The sequence below is a fragment of the Companilactobacillus muriivasis genome (assembly GCF_036246245.1).
GTDB lineage: Bacteria > Bacillota > Bacilli > Lactobacillales > Lactobacillaceae > Companilactobacillus > Companilactobacillus muriivasis.
The window spans coordinates 86,024-105,019 of sequence record NZ_BTTQ01000007.1 but is presented as its reverse complement, the minus strand read 5'-3'; the positions used below and the strand labels follow the sequence as shown (position 1 = coordinate 105,019).

Sequence of the window (18,996 nt, the reverse complement as noted above, 5' to 3'; positions counted from 1 at the left end):
AGTAAAGCGAGGTCATTATGTCAGAAATCAAATGGAATGAATTTTTGATACCATATTCACAGGCAGTAGACGAATTAAAAATCAAATTTAGAAATTTACGTAAGGAATTTCTGGAGAAGAACGAACATTCTCCCATCGAATTTGTGACCGGACGTGTTAAGACAGTCGATAGCATCAAAGAGAAGATGCGTCGTCGTTTTATTAATGAGGACTTGCTGGAACAAGATATGCAAGATATCGCCGGAATTAGAATTCAATGTCAGTTCGTGGAAGATATTTACGACGTTGCCAAATTGCTACATATTAGAGAAGATATGCGTGTGATTGAGGAACGTGACTATATTGCCAACAGTAAGCCGAGCGGTTATCGTTCGTATCACGTGGTGATTGAATATCCGATTCAAACTGCCAGTGGTCAGAAAAATATTTTAGCTGAAATTCAAATTAGAACTTTGGCAATGAATTTTTGGTCCACAATTGAACACTCTTTGAACTACAAATATAAGGGTGATTTTCCAGATGAAATTAACGAACGATTGAAACGAGCTGCTGAAGCTTCCTTCATGTTGGATGAGGAAATGTCCAAGATTCGTGAGGAAATTCAGGATGCTCAACAATACTTCACAGATCGAAAGCGTGACCTAAATAATACATCGGAGCACGATAAATAATGAAATTATGGATTAATAATAATAGTAAAGAAAAATCAGTTGCTGCGGCTAACAAATTGCGCAGTAAATTGCTTGATGCTGGCCTAATTTTGGACCGTCGTGATCCCCAATTAGTTATCAGTGTCGGTGGTGATGGTACGCTTTTGAGCACTTTTCACGCTTATGCAGCCCATTTGGACCGTGTTAAATTCTTGGCTTTGCACACAGGTCACTTAGGATTTTATTCTGACTGGACCGATACTGAAATTGACGATTTGGCCAACCGGATTATCGAGTGTAAAGACAATATTCCTTCCACAAGTTATCCACTTTTGGATGTTATGGTCGAGAATAAAGAAGGCTCATTGTTCCATGGGATTGCCATCAATGAAACGGTGGTTAGACGTTTGTCTTCCTTAACAATGAAGGCTCGAGTTGACTTGGATAAGGAATTTTTTGAAAGTTTTCGTGGAGATGGTTTGTGTTTCTCAACACCAACTGGCTCAACTGCTTATTCAAAGTCAATTGGTGGGGCACTGATCCATCCAAAGATCAGTGTCTTTCAAATGATTGAAATTGCTTCGATCAACAACCGAGTTTATCGGACAATTTCGTCACCAATCATTATTCCGCACAATCAACAAGTCGACCTTTATCCACAGACTGCGGACGATTACGTCATCAGCTGCGATGGTATTACGACCAAGTTGAAGAATGTAAAGAAGATTACGATCAAATTGAATTATCAACGTGCTCAATTTGCCCAGTATCGCCACCGTCACTTCTGGACTAGAGTAGAGACAGCTTTCTTGGGACAAGATGAACAAAAATAATCGTATTTTAAAGTTTACAATTAGTGATGACGACAAGAAAATTGTCCGTAAGTTTTTAGTCCAACACAAATTTTCCTCTAGTCAATTGCACAATTTAAAAAACAAAGGTGGACTGATCTTTGTTAATCATAAACAACGTCATTTCGACTTCAAGATGAAAACAGGCGATGTAATCCTGATTATTATGAATGAGGAAGAACCGTCTGATTTGATTGCGCCAATGTATGGTCCAGTTGATGTTATTTATGAGGATAGTTATTTATTAGTTGTGAACAAGCCGCCTGGGATTGCTAGTTTACCTGCCAAAGCAAAGTCTGGCAAGACAATGGCCAACTTGGTCAAAGGTTATTTACTGAATAAAAAAGAGAATTCAACAATTCACTTGGTAACACGGTTGGACCGCAATACTTCGGGTTTGATGGTGTTTGCCAAGACTTCGTATGCTCATTCGTTGCTAGATCGAATCTTGCATACGGAAGATTTTCAAAAATTCTATCTAGCGATGGTTTATGGTCAAGTAGAACCAGAAAGTGGTCTGATCGATTTGCCAATTGGGATTGATCCGGACGCTTTTTATATGCGTAATATTGACCACGAAAAGGGTAAGGCGTCTCAAACTGTGTATGAAACAGTGGAAAAGTTCTCGACTGGCAGTTTATTAAAGTTGAAACTTTTAACGGGACGTACGCATCAAATTAGAGTTCACTTAACTGCGATTGGTCATCCGATAATTGGCGACGATATGTACAGTGGCAAAGTTGATTCACGAATGGACCGCCAAGCGCTGCACTGCTACCGTTTGAACATTGTTCATCCTGTGACCAAACAGTTATTAAAACTTCAAGCACCGTTGCCAGCAGATATGGTAATGTTAAAGAATGTGTTAAGGGGTGAGAAGAATGGATGAAAATGAAAAAAGACTCCAAGATAAATTCACGCAATTAAAGGGTTATCTTGATAATGGCGATAAAAAACGTTTCCGAAAAACTTATTTGGATATGCATTTTTACGACCAGAGTACTTTTTACCTCACGTTAAATAAGACCGAACGTGTAACGTTATACTCAATTCTAGAACCAGATGAAATGGGTGATATGTTCGATACGATTGAGGACGACAATCCGGAGATTCCAGAACTTTTGAAAGAAATGGATCTCGGATATGCTTCCAAGATGTTGAACGATATGTACGATGATAATGCGGCCGATGTTTTGGAACATTTGGACAAAGTCGATGTTGATCGATTCCTTGAACAAATGCCAACTAGTGATGCCAACAACCTTCGTGGATTGTTGCATTACGATACCGAAACAGCCGGTGGTATTATGACCACTGATTATGTTAAGTTTCATGAAGAAGAAAGAGCTGCAGATGCCATTAAAGCTTTGAAAGGCTATGCTCAAACAGCTGAAACGATTTATTACTTATATATTTTGGATAATCACGATGATTTAGTCGGTGTTATGTCATTGCGTGATTTGATTCTGCTCGATGATAACGATACATTGGGCGAAAAAATGAATAGTGACATTATTACAGTCAACGTTGATGCAGAACAGGCAGAAGTTGCGCAAGTCTTTAGAGATTACGAATTTTTGGCCGTTCCTGTTGTTGATCATTCCAATAAATTAGTTGGTATCGTCACCGTTGATGATGTTATTGAAGTTATCGATGATGAAGCCCAACAAGATTACTCTGGTTTGGCCGGTGTTAGTATGGACGAAACCAATAATGACGGACCCTTCAAGGCAGCTTCAAAACGTTTGCCATGGTTGATTACGTTGTTATTACTGAGTATGATTACCGCAACATTGATCAATCATTTCGAAGGATTGTTGGCAGAAGCCAGTATTTTAGCCGTCTTCATTTCAACAATCACCGGTACAGCTGGTAATGCAGGTACCCAAAGTTTGGCCGTTGCAGTCAGACGATTAGCAGTTGAAGAAATCAATCGCAGTGAATTTTTGAAGTTGATTGGTAAAGAATTAGTAACCGGTTTTGTGACCGGAGTAGTAACCGGAATTTCCGTGTTCATGTTAGTCGGAATCTGGAAACACAACTTCGTACTAGGAATGGTGATCGGTTTAGCAATGTGTGCAGCCATTACCGTAGCCAATTTAGCCGGAAGTTTAATTCCAATGTTGATGTCCAGTTTCGGATTCGATCCAGCCGTAGCCAGTGGACCATTTATTTCAACATTGAGTGATTTAACATCAGTGTTGATTTATTTCAGTATTGCAGGAATGTTTATGCAGTATTTTGTGGCGTGAGAGAGTGGAGCAAGGGCGGTCAGCTCCCGAGCATTTGCGTACTTTTAGCAATTACACGCCGAACTTGCGTGTGATTGCTAAAAGTATGCAAAGCGGAAGTAGTTGCCCTTGCGGAACTCGTTTAAGAGCCACTGCATGCCCAGCAGATCTCTAAAACACAACTGAATATATAAATACAAAAAAACAGGTTCGAATTCAAAACGGGAAAACAATCCCAAAGATGAATTCGAACCTATTTAATTTACCTAAGAATTAATTATTAACCCCATCAATAATTTTAGTACCATGCAATTCCTTAACTCCAAGTTTATCCGCAATAGCATCAACATTCTCAAAGTTAACACCACCACCAGGCAAAATAAGTATTCTGCCATCAGCGTAATCAATATACTTTTTAATATTGTCCAAAGTCATATCAATTGGAGTAGTCAAAGGACCACCGTGAGTCAAAATACGGTCAACATCGTGGTCAACCAACCAGTCGATAGCATTTTTCTTGTTATCCTCAGCCAAAGCGTCAAAAGCCATATGGAAAACGATTTGCATACCAGCAGAAGCAGCAATCAATTGTTCCATAGCTTCTTCATCAATATCGCCATCAGCAGTCAAAGCACCAAAGGCAACTGCATCGACACCCAATTTCTGAGCTTCAAACAAGTCAGCTTCCATCATTTTAATTTCTAGGTCGTTATAGACGAAATTTCCACCACGAGGACGGATCATTTCGACCAGCGGAACCGATTTTTCTTGAAGGTATTTAGTGGCTTCTTGCAAGACACCGTGGCTAGGAGTAGTTCCTCCAACAGCCAAATTATCATTTAATTCGATTCGATTAGCACCTTTCAAAACGGCGGTGGGAATCTTAGTAAAGTTTTCTACAGCTACTTCTTTAAAGATAATAGTCAACCCCTCTTCATTGTTGTGGTTATATTCTAACAAATATTCTTGTAAAAGTCTGATGTTATATGTTTGATATATGCCGCCTCCGGTCGTCAGAAATATAGTTCATGCTATGAGGACCGAGCCGAGCCAAGGTCTCGTCTCTCGATTTGAATCCTTGCCACAGTTCGGCAAGTATCCAAAGTCGCCCTGTGGTGTAACGGCTAAAGCCGTAACGCCACCTCCATGGCATGACTATATTCCTGACGACCTCCGGCTAGGGTTTTAAAAAATTGTTTTGTATTGGTTATAACACAATCCATTTTAGGGAGAATATTATGTTTTAAGGTTTCTTGGTTTGCATCTTGGTTTAAATAGTCAGTTAACCGATATTTTGAATTAAATTATCAAATTCAAATAAACAAAAACTAAACTACAAGGTACAACTATGGTCTTAAAACATTAAGGAGCCTCCGGGCTTTTAAATACAATAGCCTCCGGTTGACAGTGATTGATGCCAGCAGTGATAGTGATGTAAGGGCTGAAGCCCTTACATCACAGGACGATTTTGAGACACGGTTTTCGGCTCAAAATCGAGGCTCGAGACCGCACTATGGCTCGAACCGGTCCCACAGTGGAAATCAATCACTGTCAACCGGAGGCGGCAGATATAGACAACAAAAAAAGAACGCCCAGATGGACGTCCTTAATTAAATGTTAAGCAACCATAGCTTTGATACCGAAGTAGGCAATAACAATGATGGCTAAAACAATTCTGTACCAACCAAATGCCTTAAAGTCGTTACGTTTAATATAATCAAGCAAGAACTTAATTGAAGCGTAAGCAACGATAAATGATACTAAAGTACCAACTAGCAAGATGATTGTTTGATCAGCAGTGAAGACATTGCCTTTCATGAAGTACTTACCAATCTTCAATAAACTAGCACCAAACATAGTTGGAATAGCTAAGAAGAATGAGAACTCAGTGGCAACGAATCTTGATGTACCGACTGTCATACCACCCAAGATAGTAGCTCCGGAACGTGATGTACCAGGAACTAACGAAAGGACTTGGAAGAGTCCGATTTGGAAGGCTGTCTTGTATGAAAGACTTTCGAGATCGGCTGTTTGTGGTCGTTTACCCTTGAGCCAGTTTTCAACGACGATGAATAAGATACCGTAAATCAATAGTGTGGCAGAAATAACTTGCCAGCTTGTCAAATGGGCATCCATCCAGTCATTCAATGGCAATCCGATAATTACTGAAGGTAAGATAGCGACTAAAACTTTGAACCAAATACTCCAAGTTTGACTCTTCTCACGGTGATTTTTCTTAGGTGAGAATGGGTTTAATTTGTGAAAGTAAATGAGGATAACCGCTAAAATGGCACCAAATTGAATAACTACCATGAACATGTTGATGAAAGCCTTTGACTCATTCAATTTGATGAATTCATCGGCTAAGTACAAGTGTCCAGTTGAACTGATAGGTAGAAATTCTGTAAAACCTTCGATGATACCTAAAATGATGGTTTTAATAATTTCAATGAACATGATTGATTAATTCTCCTGATTAAATTTAAAGCTAGATAAAGTTTACACAAGTACACTCAGGAATAGCAACGTTATTGTCCAAATTAGTCAAAATTCCTTTGTTAGGATTGCGTTTTAAAATACTCAAATCGTTTGAATCTTGGTTAGCTGCAATGACATATTTTTCTGAAGGGTCGAGGTCGAAATCTCTAGGACCGTTGCCAGTAGCGGTTGTGCTGAGCTTCTTGATGCGGTCGCCGTTTGGATCAACGCTAAATGTAGTAATTGTGTCGGCACCACGTGTTGAAGCGTATAAGAACTTGCCATCTTTGCTAATTCTAATAGCAGCGGTAGTATTCTTTTGTTCATCCTTAGCAGCTTCAGCTTCATCAACAAGCGTTAGACGGGCAGTTTCAGCGTCATATTGCATTACAAGTACCTTTGATGATAGTTCACAAGCAACGTAAACAAAAGGCTTTGTAGGGTGGAATACTAAATGTCTAGGGGCATAGCCAGAAGGAGCAATGTAATTGTTCATCAATTTTGGTTCTTTAGGATTGTCGATGTCGTAAATATAAATTCTGTCAGCACCGTAATCACAAATAATTAATTTTCCATCAGGTGTTAAAGCACTGAAGTGAGGTTTCGATTGATCTTGTTCAACACGAGGACCATGACCTTCAAATTTAACTTCTGAGTAGTGTTCGATTTTGCCGTCAGCAGTTAAATGGTCAATCTTAACCTTGCTCAAGTGGAAGTAAGCACTGAAAATCAAATTGCGACTAGGGTCAAATTTGACGTATGAAGGTGAAGTTGATTCTGAATAATCTTCATCCAAAAGTTTTGGTTCGTCGCCAGAAATATCATAGACAACGATACCGCCACGGTCATCTTTTTTAGCAAGTGCGATTAATTTCATATCGTTAGTTACATCGATATAAGTAGGTCCATTCAACTCAACTAGGGCCTTAGGTGTGGTTAATTCACCATTGTCAGAATTAAAATCAGCAGAATAAACACCTTTTCCACCATTCTTGGTGTAGCCACTTAAAAGAACTTTTTCAATCATTATCGATTCCTCCAAATAATGTATAGTATTATAATATACAGTATAATCTTACTATAAAAATTTGGGGTGCAGTTTATGAAAGAAACGCCAGAGAGAAAAAAGAGTTGGTTTTACAAATGGTTTCTAAATAACCAGCTAACGGTGGTTCTGATTAACATTTTTTTGGTATTTTTGATTATCTTTTTATTTTCGAAAATAAGTTTTGTCTTTCAACCAGTTAATCAAATCTTAGGTATAACGATGCCGCCAGTAATTTTGGCACTGGTATTGTACTATCTGATAAATCCTTTGATCAATGTGCTTGAAAGTAAATTCCATGTTAATCGAATTATTTCAATCACATTTGTCTTTATTATTATCTTGGCCTTATTAATCTGGGGCGTTATGTCCTTGATTCCATTTGTTCAGAGTCAGGTCGATTCATTGGTTAAGAATTGGCCACAGTATTGGAATTCACTAAACAAGAGTTTGCAAAATATGTTCTCTGATCCCAAGCTTCATATGGTAAAGGAGCGCCTGATTCAAACAAATACTAGCGTAACGAAGAGTTTTGAAAAGTCGATGGATCAAATTTTGCCACAGACAATGAACAACCTCAGTTCGGCTGTCAGCGTTTTGACAAATGTGGTCGTAATCTTGATGACTGCGCCATTCATCCTATTTTTTATGTTGAAAGATGATAAGAAATTTAAAGAATCTGTCATTAAATTTATCCCTGATCGTGTCAAGGGTTCAGTTGGCGATATGCTTTCAGAAATTTCACAATCATTGAGTTCTTATATTACCGGACAGTTGACCGTAGCGTTCTGGGTTGCCGTGATGTTCTTCGTCGGTTATCTCATCATTGGTCAGCGTTATGCCTTGATTCTTGGTATCGTTGCCGGAGTATTGAACCTGATTCCATACATCGGTTCAACGTTGGCGTTAGTGCCATCACTAGTAATTGCAGCTTTTATTGCGCCATCAATGGTTTTGAAAGTTATCATTGTCTTCGCAGTCGAGCAGACCGTTGAAACACGTGTTATTTCACCAATCATCGTTGGTAACAAGATGCAGATGCACCCAGTGACAACTATCTTAGTATTGCTAGTTTCAGCCGGAATGTACGGATTAATTGGTATGATTGCCGGTATTCCAATCTTCGCTATTTTGAAGATTATCTTTATCAGAATTTTCAATTGGTTCAAGCGTAATTCCACCTGGTACAGTGAGGAAGAATTGTTAGAAACAAAGGAAAATAATGGTTCCGAGGACACGAAAACTTCTGAGAAACTTCATAAATAATTCAAAATTTCATTGTATAGACCGACTATATCGTATATACTAGCTAGTGAGTTTTGTGTGTTATTTGTTTTTCTCAGAAGCGATTTTGACAAAAGCAAGTAAACAAGAGGCTAAACTAGCGCATGTCCTTGCTGTGGTTGTCACCGAGGGTATGCGCTTTTTTGTTTGCTTAATGTTCCTTGCCGTCTCCGGTAGCCAGTGAAGTGCTTGAGCCTGCTGTGCGACCGGTGCGAGCCAAGGTCTCGCGCCTCGATTTTGAGCTTCGCATGGACCGCGAATCTCAAAATACGTCGGTGGGGTAAGGGTGCTACGCCCCCTAACGCCACCTGCACTGCTGGATCAAGCTCTTCACTGGCTACCTCCGACTGGTTTTATTAATAAACTCAGAGCGTTCCCTGTGGACAATCACAGTAAGGACTGCTTTCGTGGGACAAATGGGATTTATTGCGTAATTTTGTTAAGAACCAGAAGAATCAATTATATTAAGTTAATTAATCTTGTTCTAAAAAGAACAAACTAATAAAAAAAGAATTAGCCGTAGGTGGGTAGAGAATTCAACTGTAGTGAAGGTGGCGTTACGGCTTTAGCCGTTACACCACGGACGACTTTTGAGACGTGGTTTTCGGCTCAAAAGCGAGGTTCGAGACCGTATTTTGGCTCGGACCGGTCCTCACAGCAGGTGAGATTCTCTATCCACCTACGGCGGCAGGAGAAAGAGAAAAATGACTAATCATATTGCATTGTATGAACCTTTGATGCCAGCTAATACTGGTAATATTGCTAGAACTTGTGCAGGTACTAATACTAAATTGCACTTGATCCGTCCACTTGGCTTTAATACAGATGATGCCCACATGAAACGTGCTGGACTTGATTATTGGGATAAGGTTGACATTACGTATCACGACAATTTGGACGATTTCTTGAAGTCTGTTCCTGATGATAAGTATCTTTATTTGATCACTAAGTTTTCTGACAAGGTTTACAGTGACCAAGATTTAAGCGATACTTCTGTTGATCACTATTTCTTATTCGGTAAGGAAACAACTGGTTTGCCGGAAGATTTCATGCGTCGTAATCCGGAAAAATGTTTGCGAATTCCAATGAGTGATAATATCCGTGCTTTGAATCTATCTAACAGTGCAGCTTTAGTTATTTATGAAGCTGTTCGTCAACAACATTTTGCTGGACTAGAATTAAGTCATCATTATGAACACGATAAATTAGACTAGGGGTAGAATAAAATGAAAATTACTAAAGGTGCAGTTAGCGTTCAATCATTCCATTATGACGTCGAGGCTCCCACAGCTGATGCCAAAACTGATTTAAATATCAATATCGAACATCCTGAACTAAAGGATGAAAATGGCGAACCATTGAATGAAGACGAAGGAAAGATTCTTCAAGTAGTAGTTCCTTTTGAAATTCATATGGAAGATGCACCATTCAAAGTTTCTGGATTAATCGGACAAGTAGTTCAACCAATCGGTTTCCATGGCGAAATTCAAGATTTAGATGGCAAACAAGTTCAACAATTGTCACGTTCAGTCGTTGAGTATATCGAAACACTAACATATCAAGTAACCAGCGTTACATTGAATCACGGTGTGTCATTGAACTTTACAAACAATGCTGAAATCAAACCAAATGGTGCGATTGAAGAATTAAGAGAAAAAGAAAACGAAGATAAAAAAGAAGATAAGTAATTTCTAGATTTTTGGGCCTTAGGGTTTTGTGTTTAAGGTTATTGAAGGAATATTATATTCGGCAATAAATATGCATTAAAAGGCCCAATACTAAAGTATTACGAATACACTAGCCGGAGGTTGTCAGAGATTTCACCAGCAGTGGAAGTAGCGTTATGGCGATAGCCATGACACTACAGGACGACTTTTTGAATTCGCGGTCCTTGCGAAGTTCAAAAGCGAGGTTCGAGACCGCACTTCGGCTCGGACCGGTCCTCACAGCAGGCGAAAATCTCTGACAACCGGAGGCGGCATCCTTAAACAACTAATAAACAGTCCAGTAGGGCTGTTTTTTTTAAGGCTCAAAAAAGGTATAATTTTAGATGATTACTTTTTAAATTCATGTGAGGTACTTATGGTTAGAAAAAAGGCAAGTGCAACGCCTAGAAAGAAGAAAAAAACAGTCAATAATTCACGGCTAATTCGTTCTTTAGTCAGTTTGTTGTGGATTATTCTGTCGATTTTAGGATTATTTAAATTCGGCATTGTGGGTAAAACGTTCGATAATCTGTATCGAATTTTTGTCGGTGACAGTTATCCAGTTCTGTTGATTGTCAGCATCTTTGTGGGTGCCGTTATAATCGCTACGGGACGAATACCCGTTATGACGCCGAAGAGAAATTTTGGCCTGCTGTTCATATATCTAGGCTCATTAATTATTTTACACGGCATCTTTTTCTCGAATATGTCGTTATATCACAACTATAATCTTGTCACATGGAACACGTTAGCGGCTGATATGACTCAAGTTTCAGTCGATGGTTCAGTCGGTGGGGGAATGATTGGCTCGTATCTTTACAGCTTTTTCATGCCGATGTTTTCGAGTGTGGGAACATATTTTGTCACGGCGTTATTGATTTTTATCGGTATCCTGATGATGTTTAACGTTACGATGAAACAAGTTTCAATTGCTACAACGGACGTTTTGGTTAAATGTAAACATTTAGCTATTAAGATTAAAGATGTACTTTCCGGTCACTATAACAACTATGTTGATCAACGTAAGTCAGCTAAAATAAAGCCCAAGAATGTTGTTCCTAAGCCTGCTTATGAGGAGCAAGAACCTGAGGTTACCCGTGATGGCGATAAGATTGCAGATGGCTTGAGTAGTTTTAAGAGTCACGCTGTGAATCACGATGAAGATTTCAAAATTGAAGGTGTTCCAACTCCAAGTGAGCCTGTAATGCCTGATTCCGATGAGGCCAAAACTGCTGAAGTAATGTCGAAACCTTATGGAATTGACGGGGCTAAAGATAAAGATTTACCTGATCCTGTCAGCACTAAACATACTGAAACAGCAACGAATGACGATGATTACAAATTGCCAACGACTGATTTATTGAAGCAAGTTCCACAAGTTGATCAGACGTCTGAAGTTCATTTGATTGAAGATAACAAGGACACATTGCGTCAGACTTTCAAGAGTTTTGGGGTTGACGTTGAAGTTAAGAAAGCCAGTTTGGGACCAACAATTACTAAGTATGAAGTTCAACCAGCTGTCGGGGTTAAGGTAAGTAAAATCGTTAACTTGGCAGATGACTTGGCTTTAGCTTTGGCAGCAAAAGATATTCGTATTGAGGCGCCAATTCCTGGTAAGCCTTTCGTTGGTATTGAAGTGCCTAATAAGACCGTCTCAACTGTTTCCTTTAGAGAAATTACTGAGAAACAAAAAGATAAGACTCATCCGTTGATTGTGCCGTTGGGTAAGGATGTTTCTGGTAACATTATTGAAGCAGATATAACGAAGATGCCCCATTTACTTATCGCTGGTTCAACTGGTAGTGGTAAATCTGTTGCTATCAATACCATCATTACTGGGATCTTGATGAAAGCTAAACCAAATCAAGTTAAACTGATTTTGATCGATCCGAAGATGGTTGAATTGAATGTTTATAACGGTATTCCACAACTATTGATTCCGGTTGTTACAGATGCCAGAAGAGCTGCCGGGGCTTTGCAAAAAGCTGTTAAGGAAATGGAACGGCGTTATAAACTGTTTGCTGAAACGAGTCACCGTAACATTGGTGAGTACAACGATGATGTTGATAAATTTAATGAAACCGCGGCAGACGAGGATAAAATGGAACGTTTGCCATATATCGTCGTTATAGTCGATGAGTTATCTGACTTGATGATGGTAGCGGGACATGAAGTTGAAGCGGCCATCGTTCGTTTGGCTCAAATGGCTCGTGCTGCTGGTTTGCATATCATTATTGCAACGCAACGTCCTTCTGTTGATGTTATTACTGGTTTGATCAAAGCCAATATTCCATCACGTATTGCGTTTGCGGTTTCCAGTGGGGTTGATTCACGAACAATTTTGGATTCCGTCGGAGCTGAAAAATTGCTGGGACGTGGTGATATGTTGTTCCAACCGATTGGTAAGAGTAAGCCAGTTCGACTTCAGGGTGCTTATATTTCTGAATCAGAAGTTGAGAATGTCGTTAAATTTGTCAGTGAGCAACAAACTGCTGAATACGACGAAGATATGATTCCAACCGATGTTGATGAAGGTGGATCAGATGGCGATAAGCCTGATGATGAATATTGGGAAGATGCAGTGGATTTGATTGTTAAACAGCAGTCAGCCAGTGTTTCCATGCTCCAAAGACGATTTGCTATCGGGTATAACCGTGCTGCACGTATGGTTGACGAGATGGAAAATCGGGGTATCGTAGGACCTTCAGAGGGTAGTAAACCAAGAAAAGTATTGATTACACCCGAACAACTTGAAGCAATTAGAAAAAATCAGGTGAAAAATTGAGAAAAACACTAGCAAAGAATATTTTCTTAAATATCAATCCAATTAAGAAGTTTCGGACAATTAAGATTCAAATCGACTTTCTACGTCCATTAAAAAAAGAAGAGACAACCGCTCGCCGTTTGTTGGCTAACGTTATGTCTAACTCAACGAAAGATTATCCCAGTTTTCGGTCGATAAATGACCGTGAAATGGAACTCTATGGTTCAGAGATTAACGTTTATACGCGCAATCTATTGAACTTTAATGATTTGGCTTTCAGTGTTGAGTTCGCTGACCCTAATTTCTTGATTGATGGTAAAACACAGCTCAAAGATAATTTGGATTTATTAGGTGAAATCATCTTTAAACCAAATTTGAACGGTGATAAGTTTGATGAGACAGCTTTTGAAACTGAGAAGCGTAATCTATTATCAAACTTGATGTCGATTGAAGATAACCAAGATTTGGTCAGTTCATTGGGAATTGCTAAGTTGATTTATCGTGACAACCCTGACCGCCAAGTGCCAATTTTTGGTACCATTGACGAATTAAAGGAACTCACTAATCAAGAGTTATTGAAGACATATCAAGATGTTATTAAAAACGATGCTGTAGTGATCAATGTTGTTGGAAATGTTGATGAAGAAGAGTTCTTGGCTGAATTGAATGACAGTATTTTTGAAAGTAAGCTCCAAAATGACCGTAACGACTTAACAGTTAAGTTTGATAGATTTAATGATTTGATTGCTAAACCTGCAAGTCAAATTGACCACAAGCATCTTAATCAGAGTCGAATTGCTTTAGCTTATGCTACTGAAGGTGTTTCAAAAGACTTTAATCGTATGGCACCCCAGATTATGAATTTAATTCTTGGTGGCGACGACCAATCACAATTGTTCTTGCAAGTTCGTGAGAAGAATAGTTTGGCATATTCTGTTTCCAGTGTTTACCAACCACTCAGCCATTTAGTCATGATTCAAGCTGGACTTGATGCTGATTCAGTTGATAAAGCTTTGGACTTGATTAACCAACAAATTAACTTTATCAAACAAGGTAAATTCACCGATGCACAAGTTGAACATGCGCAAAAGGTTATGTTGACGCAACGTAAGATTTCTAGCGATACGATTCAGCACTACATCATGCACAGTATTTGGGAGACTGTCTATCCTAAGACTTTATTGACCGATGCCCAGTTCCAAGCAGAATTGGATAATTTGGACAAAAAACACATAGCAAGTGTGGCAGATCATATGCACGCAATTGCTCAGTATCAATTGATTGGAGATTAGGATGACAGAGAAATTAGAGAAACAAACAAAAAAATTAACTAATGGTTTGCAGATCAGCGTGGTTCCTTTGGCCGGATTCAGTCAAGTTTACGGATTAGCCATGGCAAACTTTGGTTCCGTTGATACTAAAGCGGGCGACAAGACATTGCCATCCGGAATTGCCCATTTTATTGAGCATAAGTTATTCGCTAAACCTGACTATGATATTTCGGAAAAGTTTGCCAAATATGGTGCTAATTCCAATGCCTATACGAGTTATACGAAGACTGGCTATTTGTTCCAAACATTGGAAAATCCGTATGAAAACTTAAAAGTATTGTTGGACTTGATTCAACATCCATATTTCACTGAGAAAAATGTTGCGTCGGAACGTGGCATTATTGACCAAGAAATTCAGATGTATTTGGATATGCCAGAGTGGGTTTTGGAACAAAGAATCCTCGGACAACTTTATCCCAACGATCCAATTGCTGAAGATATTGCTGGTTCAAGTGCTTCTTTGCAACAGATCAATCACAAGAATTTGTTAGAAACTTACCGTCAAAATTATCGTCCTGACAACATGGACATCGTTTTAGTTGGTGACGTTGAGTTTGAAAAAGTTGAAAATATTGTTGAGAATTCTGATTTTCACACGATTGAGCAACCATATTCAAAAACTTTTAATCAATTTGAAAAAATTGGTGCTGGTGGTCAAGAAAGTATGGACATCACTCAAGCCCGTTCAGCCTACGGAATTCGGATAGATACTGAAATGACTGGCTATGAATTGGTCAAGAAACAGTTTGAGTTGAACATGATCATGGAAACTCTAATTGGCGAATCGTCAAAGAATTATCAAGAAATGAGTCGTTTGAACCTAATTGATGACAGTTTTTCTTATAATGTTGTTGCAGAAAATAACTATTGTTTTATCATAATTAGTGGGTCTACTAATAATCCTGAAAAATTTCAAGAATATTTACGCAAAAATCTTTCTTATGAAACGCTCAAGGATGTTTTGACAGATGCTAAATTCGAACGCATCAAACGTGATGCCATCGGATCTTACTTGTTTGCTCAAAACTCACCTGAGGCGATTGCCAACCAAATGGCTGAGTTGTATTTCTATGATGTTGATTATTTACAATTGATTCATATGATTGACTCGATCGAAAAAGATGATGTGCTGGAAATTTCTGAAAAATTCTTACAAGATGATAATTGTACCTACTACAATCTTTTGCCGAATAGGAAGTAAAAAATGTATGCATTAGTTATGGGCAGTTCTGGCGATATTGGAACTAGTACTGCTAAGAATCTAGCCGCAAAGGGCTGGTCGCTGTATCTGCATTACAATCGCAACTATGAACGAATCGACAAGTTGCGCACGGAATTGGTGGAAAAGTATCCCAAACAAGATTTCATTCCGATTAAGTTCGATATGGAACATGACAAAGTTGACGATTTGACCAAACAAATCTTTGGTTTAGATGCCGTTGTCTTTGCGCAAGGGAATACTTACTACAAGTTGTTAGTTGATATTTCAGAAGAGGAGATTGATTCGCTGTGGAACATTCACGTGAAGCTGCCAATTCTGATTTTGAAGCAGTTACAAGACAAACTTGCTAAGACTCATCATGGTCGCGTAGTCTTCATCGGTTCAATCTATGGCAAAGTCGGCTCAGCAATGGAAGTTGTTTATAGTACTGTTAAAGGTGCGATGTCGTCATTTGCGGATGCCTATGCTAAAGAAGTTGCGTCGCTCGGATTATCCGTCAATGTCGTAGCTCCTGGGGCTGTAAATACCAAGATGAACACCCAAGAGTTCTCCAGTGAGGATCTTGAAAGTGTCAAAGATGAGATACCAGCTGATAGGTTGGCAAATCCTGATGAAATAGCTGATTTAGTCAGTTATTTAGTCAATATAAAATCAAATTATCTGACAGGACAAACGATTTATTTTGCTGGCGGTTGGTTGCTATAGGCTCGCTAGTAGTTGGATAATAATATATGTTATACTTAGAAAAATTAGTTAATCGGTGGTAAATAATGGACGAAATTGGCCAAAAGTTAAGAAACGCTCGTATCAAAAAGGGCTACACAATTGATGATTTACAACAAATCACCAAAATTCAAAAGAGATATTTAATCGCTATCGAAGAGGGTCAATTTGATCATCTTCCTGGTGATTTCTATGTTCGTGCTTTTATCAAGCAATACTCTGATGCTGTTGGTATCTCAAGTGACGACTTGTTAGAAGAGTACAAAGCAGATATCCCTAATTCACAACCAACTCAAGAATCAGCTCCAGAAGAAACAAAGACTCGTACTATTAAAGAAGAGTCAAATTCATTCTTCTCAAGCTTGGGTAACTACATTCCTCAAATTGTAGTTGGTATCGTTGTGATTGTTATTATCGGCGTAATTGCCTTTGGAATGGTGCACCGTAACCAAAATGCGTCAAATGTAACAATTCCTAAGGACAATACGACACAGACAACCAAGAAGAGCACTAAGAAGACTACAACAAAGAAAGCTCCAGCTAAAAAGGCTGCAGCCAAAACTAAAGAATTAACGGTTAAGGAATCTTCAACAGAAGGTACTTATACTATTACTAATGCTCCAACAGACGGTGTCAAAGTCGATGTTGAAGGTAGCGGTGGTCAAGCTTGGATTCAATTCAAAGAAGGCTCAAACACAACTTGGCAACAAGCTTTGAGCTCTGGTGAAAAGAAATCAACCACAGTACCAAGCGATACAACAACATTCACAGTTCAAACTGGTAATGTTACAAATACTAAAGTGACAATCGATGGCAAGGCTGTTGATTTGTCAAAATCACAAAGTGGAAGCACTATCGTTAAAACTTTGACATTTAATATTGAAAAATAAAATAATGGTGTCTAATCTTTTGGGGTAGACACCATTATTTTGTTGGTTGGGGTTTTTAGGGATGCCGCCACAGGTTTCGAGGGAGTTGAGTCTGCTGTGAGGACCGGCTCGAGCCAGAGAGCGGTCTCGACCCTCGGTTTTGAGCCGAAGTTCGCGTCTCAAAATCGCCCTAGTGGTGTAAGAACAGGAAAACCGCCTGTCCTAACACCACTCTCACTGCTGACTCACTCCATCGAAACCTGTGGCTAGTTGGTTGATTAATCTGATATTTTGTCTTTAGAGATGTGGATAATTGAATGATTTTAAAATGGATTCATTTGATTATATTTATTTTGTATTAGATTAATCTTGAAAAACAGCTAGTAAATAACGTAATTTAATAATTGTATTGATAGTTACACTTGAATAATTAATGATTCATTATATTAACAAGAAACACTAGTCTCCGGCTGTCAGCAATATAGTCAGCAGTGAAAGTGGCGTTATGGCTTTAGCCATTACACCACAGGACGACTTTTGAGACTTTCCGGTTTATGGAAAGGCTCAAAAGCGAAGTTCGAGACCGCACTTTGGCTCGAGCCGGTCCTCACAGCGACTATATTGCTGACAGCCGGAGACGGCATATATATATTTAACAGTATGGAGGATATTTTAAATGGTTTGGAATGTACCAAATAAATTGACAATGCTACGAATTATTTTAATTCCAGTATTCATTATCTTATTAGCTTTTAATTGGACTGGTTTAGGAGACATCTATGTTGCTAATGATTTGATTCCAATCAATCATGTCTTAGCTACAGTTGTGTTCGTGGTAGCATCATTGACTGATCTACTTGATGGTAAGATTGCTCGTAAATATAATTTAGTTTCTAATTTCGGTAAGTTTGCCGATACTTTGGCTGATAAAATGCTTGTTATGACGGCTTTTATCTTCCTTGTAAGTTTCAAAATGGCTCCAGCTTGGGTAGTAGCAATTATTGTTTGTCGTGAGTTAGCTGTTACAGGTTTGAGAACGATTGTTTTGGAAGTCGGTGGCAAAGTTATGGCCGCTCAAATGCCTGGTAAGATTAAGACTACAACGCAAATGCTTGCTATTATTTTCCTATTGATGCACAATATTTTTTTCTCTGCCATCAATATTCCCATCGGTGAGATCTTCTTATACATCTGTTTGATCTTTACAATTTATTCTGGTGCTGATTATTTCTGGCAAAGTCGTGAAATTTTTAAATCATAATACGTAATTTGAAAGAGAGAGCAATGAAAGATAAAGTAGCTGAAATTTTAAAAACTGTTGAAGTGGCTGATTTTGAAAATGGCGTGCCCAATGAATTTAATGATTTAGCTAAGCAAACGGTCGATTTGTTAAAAAAAGACCAGTTGAAGATTACTGCAGCTGAAAGTTTGACTGCGGGAATGTTTCAAGCGGCTGTAGCATCGATTCCGGGAGCTTCTAACGTCTTTGATGGTGGTTTCGTTACGTATGCCGATGAGGTTAAAATTGGACTCTTAGGCATGGACCCACAGCTGATTGAGCAATACACAGTTGTCAGTTCACCCGTTGCGAGTGCGATGGCCAAATTGTCTGCTGGGAAATTATCTGCAGATATTGGTGTTGGTTTTACGGGCGTGGCTGGTCCTGATCCACTTGAAGGAAACCCTGTGGGGACGGTATTCATCGGCGCTTATAACGGTAAAAATAACGAAGAAGTAGTCAAGGAATTTCATTTTACAGGCTCTAGACAAGCGATTCGTGAGAAGTCAGTTCTTTGCGGATTTGCTCTCGTTCAAGAAATAATATAACGAACAAACATTTGT

Annotated in this window: 17 protein-coding genes; 14 read left to right on the top strand and 3 right to left on the bottom strand. The window is 38.9% G+C overall.

Annotated elements, in window-relative coordinates; genetic code table 11:
- Positions 1–17 precede the first annotated feature (17 nt).
- Genes yjbM through mgtE form a run of 4 tightly spaced genes read left to right on the top strand, consistent with a single transcriptional unit; the run spans position 18 to position 3,753 of the window.
- Positions 18–671, top strand: a complete 654-nt coding sequence (gene yjbM / locus AAA923_RS08900) for a GTP diphosphokinase (RefSeq protein WP_041500561.1) — start codon at positions 18–20, stop codon at positions 669–671.
- Entirely contained in the window at positions 671–1,483 is an 813-nt protein-coding gene (locus AAA923_RS08895; RefSeq protein WP_041500562.1) for an NAD kinase, read from the top strand. Before yjbM ends, AAA923_RS08895 begins: the two co-directional genes overlap by 1 nt.
- Positions 1,470–2,390, top strand: a complete 921-nt coding sequence (locus AAA923_RS08890; RefSeq protein ID WP_338216448.1) for an RluA family pseudouridine synthase — start codon at positions 1,470–1,472, stop codon at positions 2,388–2,390. Before AAA923_RS08895 ends, AAA923_RS08890 begins: the two co-directional genes overlap by 14 nt.
- Positions 2,383–3,753, top strand: coding sequence for a magnesium transporter (mgtE, locus tag AAA923_RS08885; protein ID WP_338216446.1), 1,371 nt, complete (start codon positions 2,383–2,385; stop codon positions 3,751–3,753). Before AAA923_RS08890 ends, mgtE begins: the two co-directional genes overlap by 8 nt.
- 252 nt (positions 3,754–4,005) lie before the next feature.
- Here mgtE and AAA923_RS08880 read toward each other — a convergent pair whose 3' ends face one another.
- The 3 genes from AAA923_RS08880 to AAA923_RS08870 form a co-directional block, all read right to left on the bottom strand.
- Positions 4,006–4,650, bottom strand: a complete 645-nt coding sequence (locus AAA923_RS08880) for a copper homeostasis protein CutC (protein WP_338216567.1) — start codon at positions 4,648–4,650, stop codon at positions 4,006–4,008.
- A 699-nt stretch (positions 4,651–5,349) separates the two neighbouring features.
- Entirely contained in the window at positions 5,350–6,189 is an 840-nt protein-coding gene (locus tag AAA923_RS08875) for an undecaprenyl-diphosphate phosphatase (protein WP_338216444.1), read from the bottom strand.
- Between the two features lie 31 nt (positions 6,190–6,220).
- A complete protein-coding gene (locus tag AAA923_RS08870; RefSeq protein WP_338216442.1) occupies positions 6,221–7,237 on the bottom strand; it encodes a lactonase family protein in 1,017 nt (338 codons plus the stop codon).
- Between the two features lie 75 nt (positions 7,238–7,312).
- Between AAA923_RS08870 and AAA923_RS08865 the strand changes: the two genes are divergently transcribed.
- The 10 genes from AAA923_RS08865 to AAA923_RS08820 all read left to right on the top strand — a co-directional run bounded on the left by AAA923_RS08865 (position 7,313) and on the right by AAA923_RS08820 (position 18,981).
- Positions 7,313–8,521 (top strand): AI-2E family transporter, encoded by a 1,209-nt coding sequence (locus tag AAA923_RS08865; protein WP_338216440.1) that lies wholly within the window; start codon positions 7,313–7,315, stop codon positions 8,519–8,521.
- 722 nt (positions 8,522–9,243) lie between these two features.
- Entirely contained in the window at positions 9,244–9,753 is a 510-nt protein-coding gene (gene trmL / locus AAA923_RS08860; protein ID WP_338216438.1) for a tRNA (uridine(34)/cytosine(34)/5-carboxymethylaminomethyluridine(34)-2'-O)-methyltransferase TrmL, read from the top strand.
- A 12-nt stretch (positions 9,754–9,765) separates the two neighbouring features.
- Positions 9,766–10,227, top strand: a complete 462-nt coding sequence (locus tag AAA923_RS08855) for a DUF1149 family protein (RefSeq protein ID WP_338216436.1) — start codon at positions 9,766–9,768, stop codon at positions 10,225–10,227.
- 394 nt (positions 10,228–10,621) lie between these two features.
- Positions 10,622–13,030 carry a DNA translocase FtsK gene (locus tag AAA923_RS08850; RefSeq protein ID WP_338216435.1) on the top strand — a complete coding sequence of 803 codons (2,409 nt, stop codon included), beginning with the start codon at positions 10,622–10,624 and terminating at the stop codon, positions 13,028–13,030.
- Positions 13,027–14,301, top strand: coding sequence for an EF-P 5-aminopentanol modification-associated protein YfmF (gene yfmF, locus AAA923_RS08845; protein WP_338216433.1), 1,275 nt, complete (start codon positions 13,027–13,029; stop codon positions 14,299–14,301). Before AAA923_RS08850 ends, yfmF begins: the two co-directional genes overlap by 4 nt.
- A 1-nt stretch (position 14,302) precedes the next feature.
- The gene (gene yfmH, locus AAA923_RS08840; RefSeq protein WP_338216431.1) at positions 14,303–15,541 is read left to right on the top strand and encodes an EF-P 5-aminopentanol modification-associated protein YfmH; all 1,239 of its coding nucleotides are present in this window, start codon (positions 14,303–14,305) and stop codon (positions 15,539–15,541) included.
- 3 nt (positions 15,542–15,544) lie between these two features.
- Entirely contained in the window at positions 15,545–16,267 is a 723-nt protein-coding gene (gene ymfI / locus AAA923_RS08835) for an elongation factor P 5-aminopentanone reductase (protein ID WP_338216430.1), read from the top strand.
- Between the two features lie 65 nt (positions 16,268–16,332).
- Complete coding sequence (locus AAA923_RS08830; RefSeq protein ID WP_338216429.1) at positions 16,333–17,175, top strand: helix-turn-helix domain-containing protein; 843 nt, start codon at positions 16,333–16,335, stop codon at positions 17,173–17,175.
- 655 nt (positions 17,176–17,830) lie between these two features.
- Complete coding sequence (gene pgsA / locus AAA923_RS08825; protein WP_338216427.1) at positions 17,831–18,415, top strand: CDP-diacylglycerol--glycerol-3-phosphate 3-phosphatidyltransferase; 585 nt, start codon at positions 17,831–17,833, stop codon at positions 18,413–18,415.
- Positions 18,416–18,438: 23 nt separating this feature from the next.
- Positions 18,439–18,981 carry a nicotinamide-nucleotide amidohydrolase family protein gene (locus tag AAA923_RS08820; protein ID WP_338216426.1) on the top strand — a complete coding sequence of 181 codons (543 nt, stop codon included), beginning with the start codon at positions 18,439–18,441 and terminating at the stop codon, positions 18,979–18,981.
- Positions 18,982–18,996 lie beyond the last annotated feature (15 nt).

Coding starts and splice junctions, on each gene's coding strand:
- yjbM (WP_041500561.1), top strand. CDS start 18: ATGTCAGAAATCAAATGGAATGAATTTTTGATACCATATTCACAGGCA.
- AAA923_RS08895 (WP_041500562.1), top strand. CDS start 671: ATGAAATTATGGATTAATAATAATAGTAAAGAAAAATCAGTTGCTGCG.
- AAA923_RS08890 (WP_338216448.1), top strand. CDS start 1,470: ATGAACAAAAATAATCGTATTTTAAAGTTTACAATTAGTGATGACGAC.
- mgtE (WP_338216446.1), top strand. CDS start 2,383: ATGGATGAAAATGAAAAAAGACTCCAAGATAAATTCACGCAATTAAAG.
- AAA923_RS08875 (WP_338216444.1), bottom strand. CDS start 6,189: ATGTTCATTGAAATTATTAAAACCATCATTTTAGGTATCATCGAAGGT.
- AAA923_RS08870 (WP_338216442.1), bottom strand. CDS start 7,237: ATGATTGAAAAAGTTCTTTTAAGTGGCTACACCAAGAATGGTGGAAAA.
- AAA923_RS08865 (WP_338216440.1), top strand. CDS start 7,313: ATGAAAGAAACGCCAGAGAGAAAAAAGAGTTGGTTTTACAAATGGTTT.
- trmL (WP_338216438.1), top strand. CDS start 9,244: ATGACTAATCATATTGCATTGTATGAACCTTTGATGCCAGCTAATACT.
- AAA923_RS08855 (WP_338216436.1), top strand. CDS start 9,766: ATGAAAATTACTAAAGGTGCAGTTAGCGTTCAATCATTCCATTATGAC.
- AAA923_RS08850 (WP_338216435.1), top strand. CDS start 10,622: ATGGTTAGAAAAAAGGCAAGTGCAACGCCTAGAAAGAAGAAAAAAACA.
- yfmH (WP_338216431.1), top strand. CDS start 14,303: ATGACAGAGAAATTAGAGAAACAAACAAAAAAATTAACTAATGGTTTG.
- ymfI (WP_338216430.1), top strand. CDS start 15,545: ATGTATGCATTAGTTATGGGCAGTTCTGGCGATATTGGAACTAGTACT.
- AAA923_RS08830 (WP_338216429.1), top strand. CDS start 16,333: ATGGACGAAATTGGCCAAAAGTTAAGAAACGCTCGTATCAAAAAGGGC.
- pgsA (WP_338216427.1), top strand. CDS start 17,831: ATGGTTTGGAATGTACCAAATAAATTGACAATGCTACGAATTATTTTA.
- AAA923_RS08820 (WP_338216426.1), top strand. CDS start 18,439: ATGAAAGATAAAGTAGCTGAAATTTTAAAAACTGTTGAAGTGGCTGAT.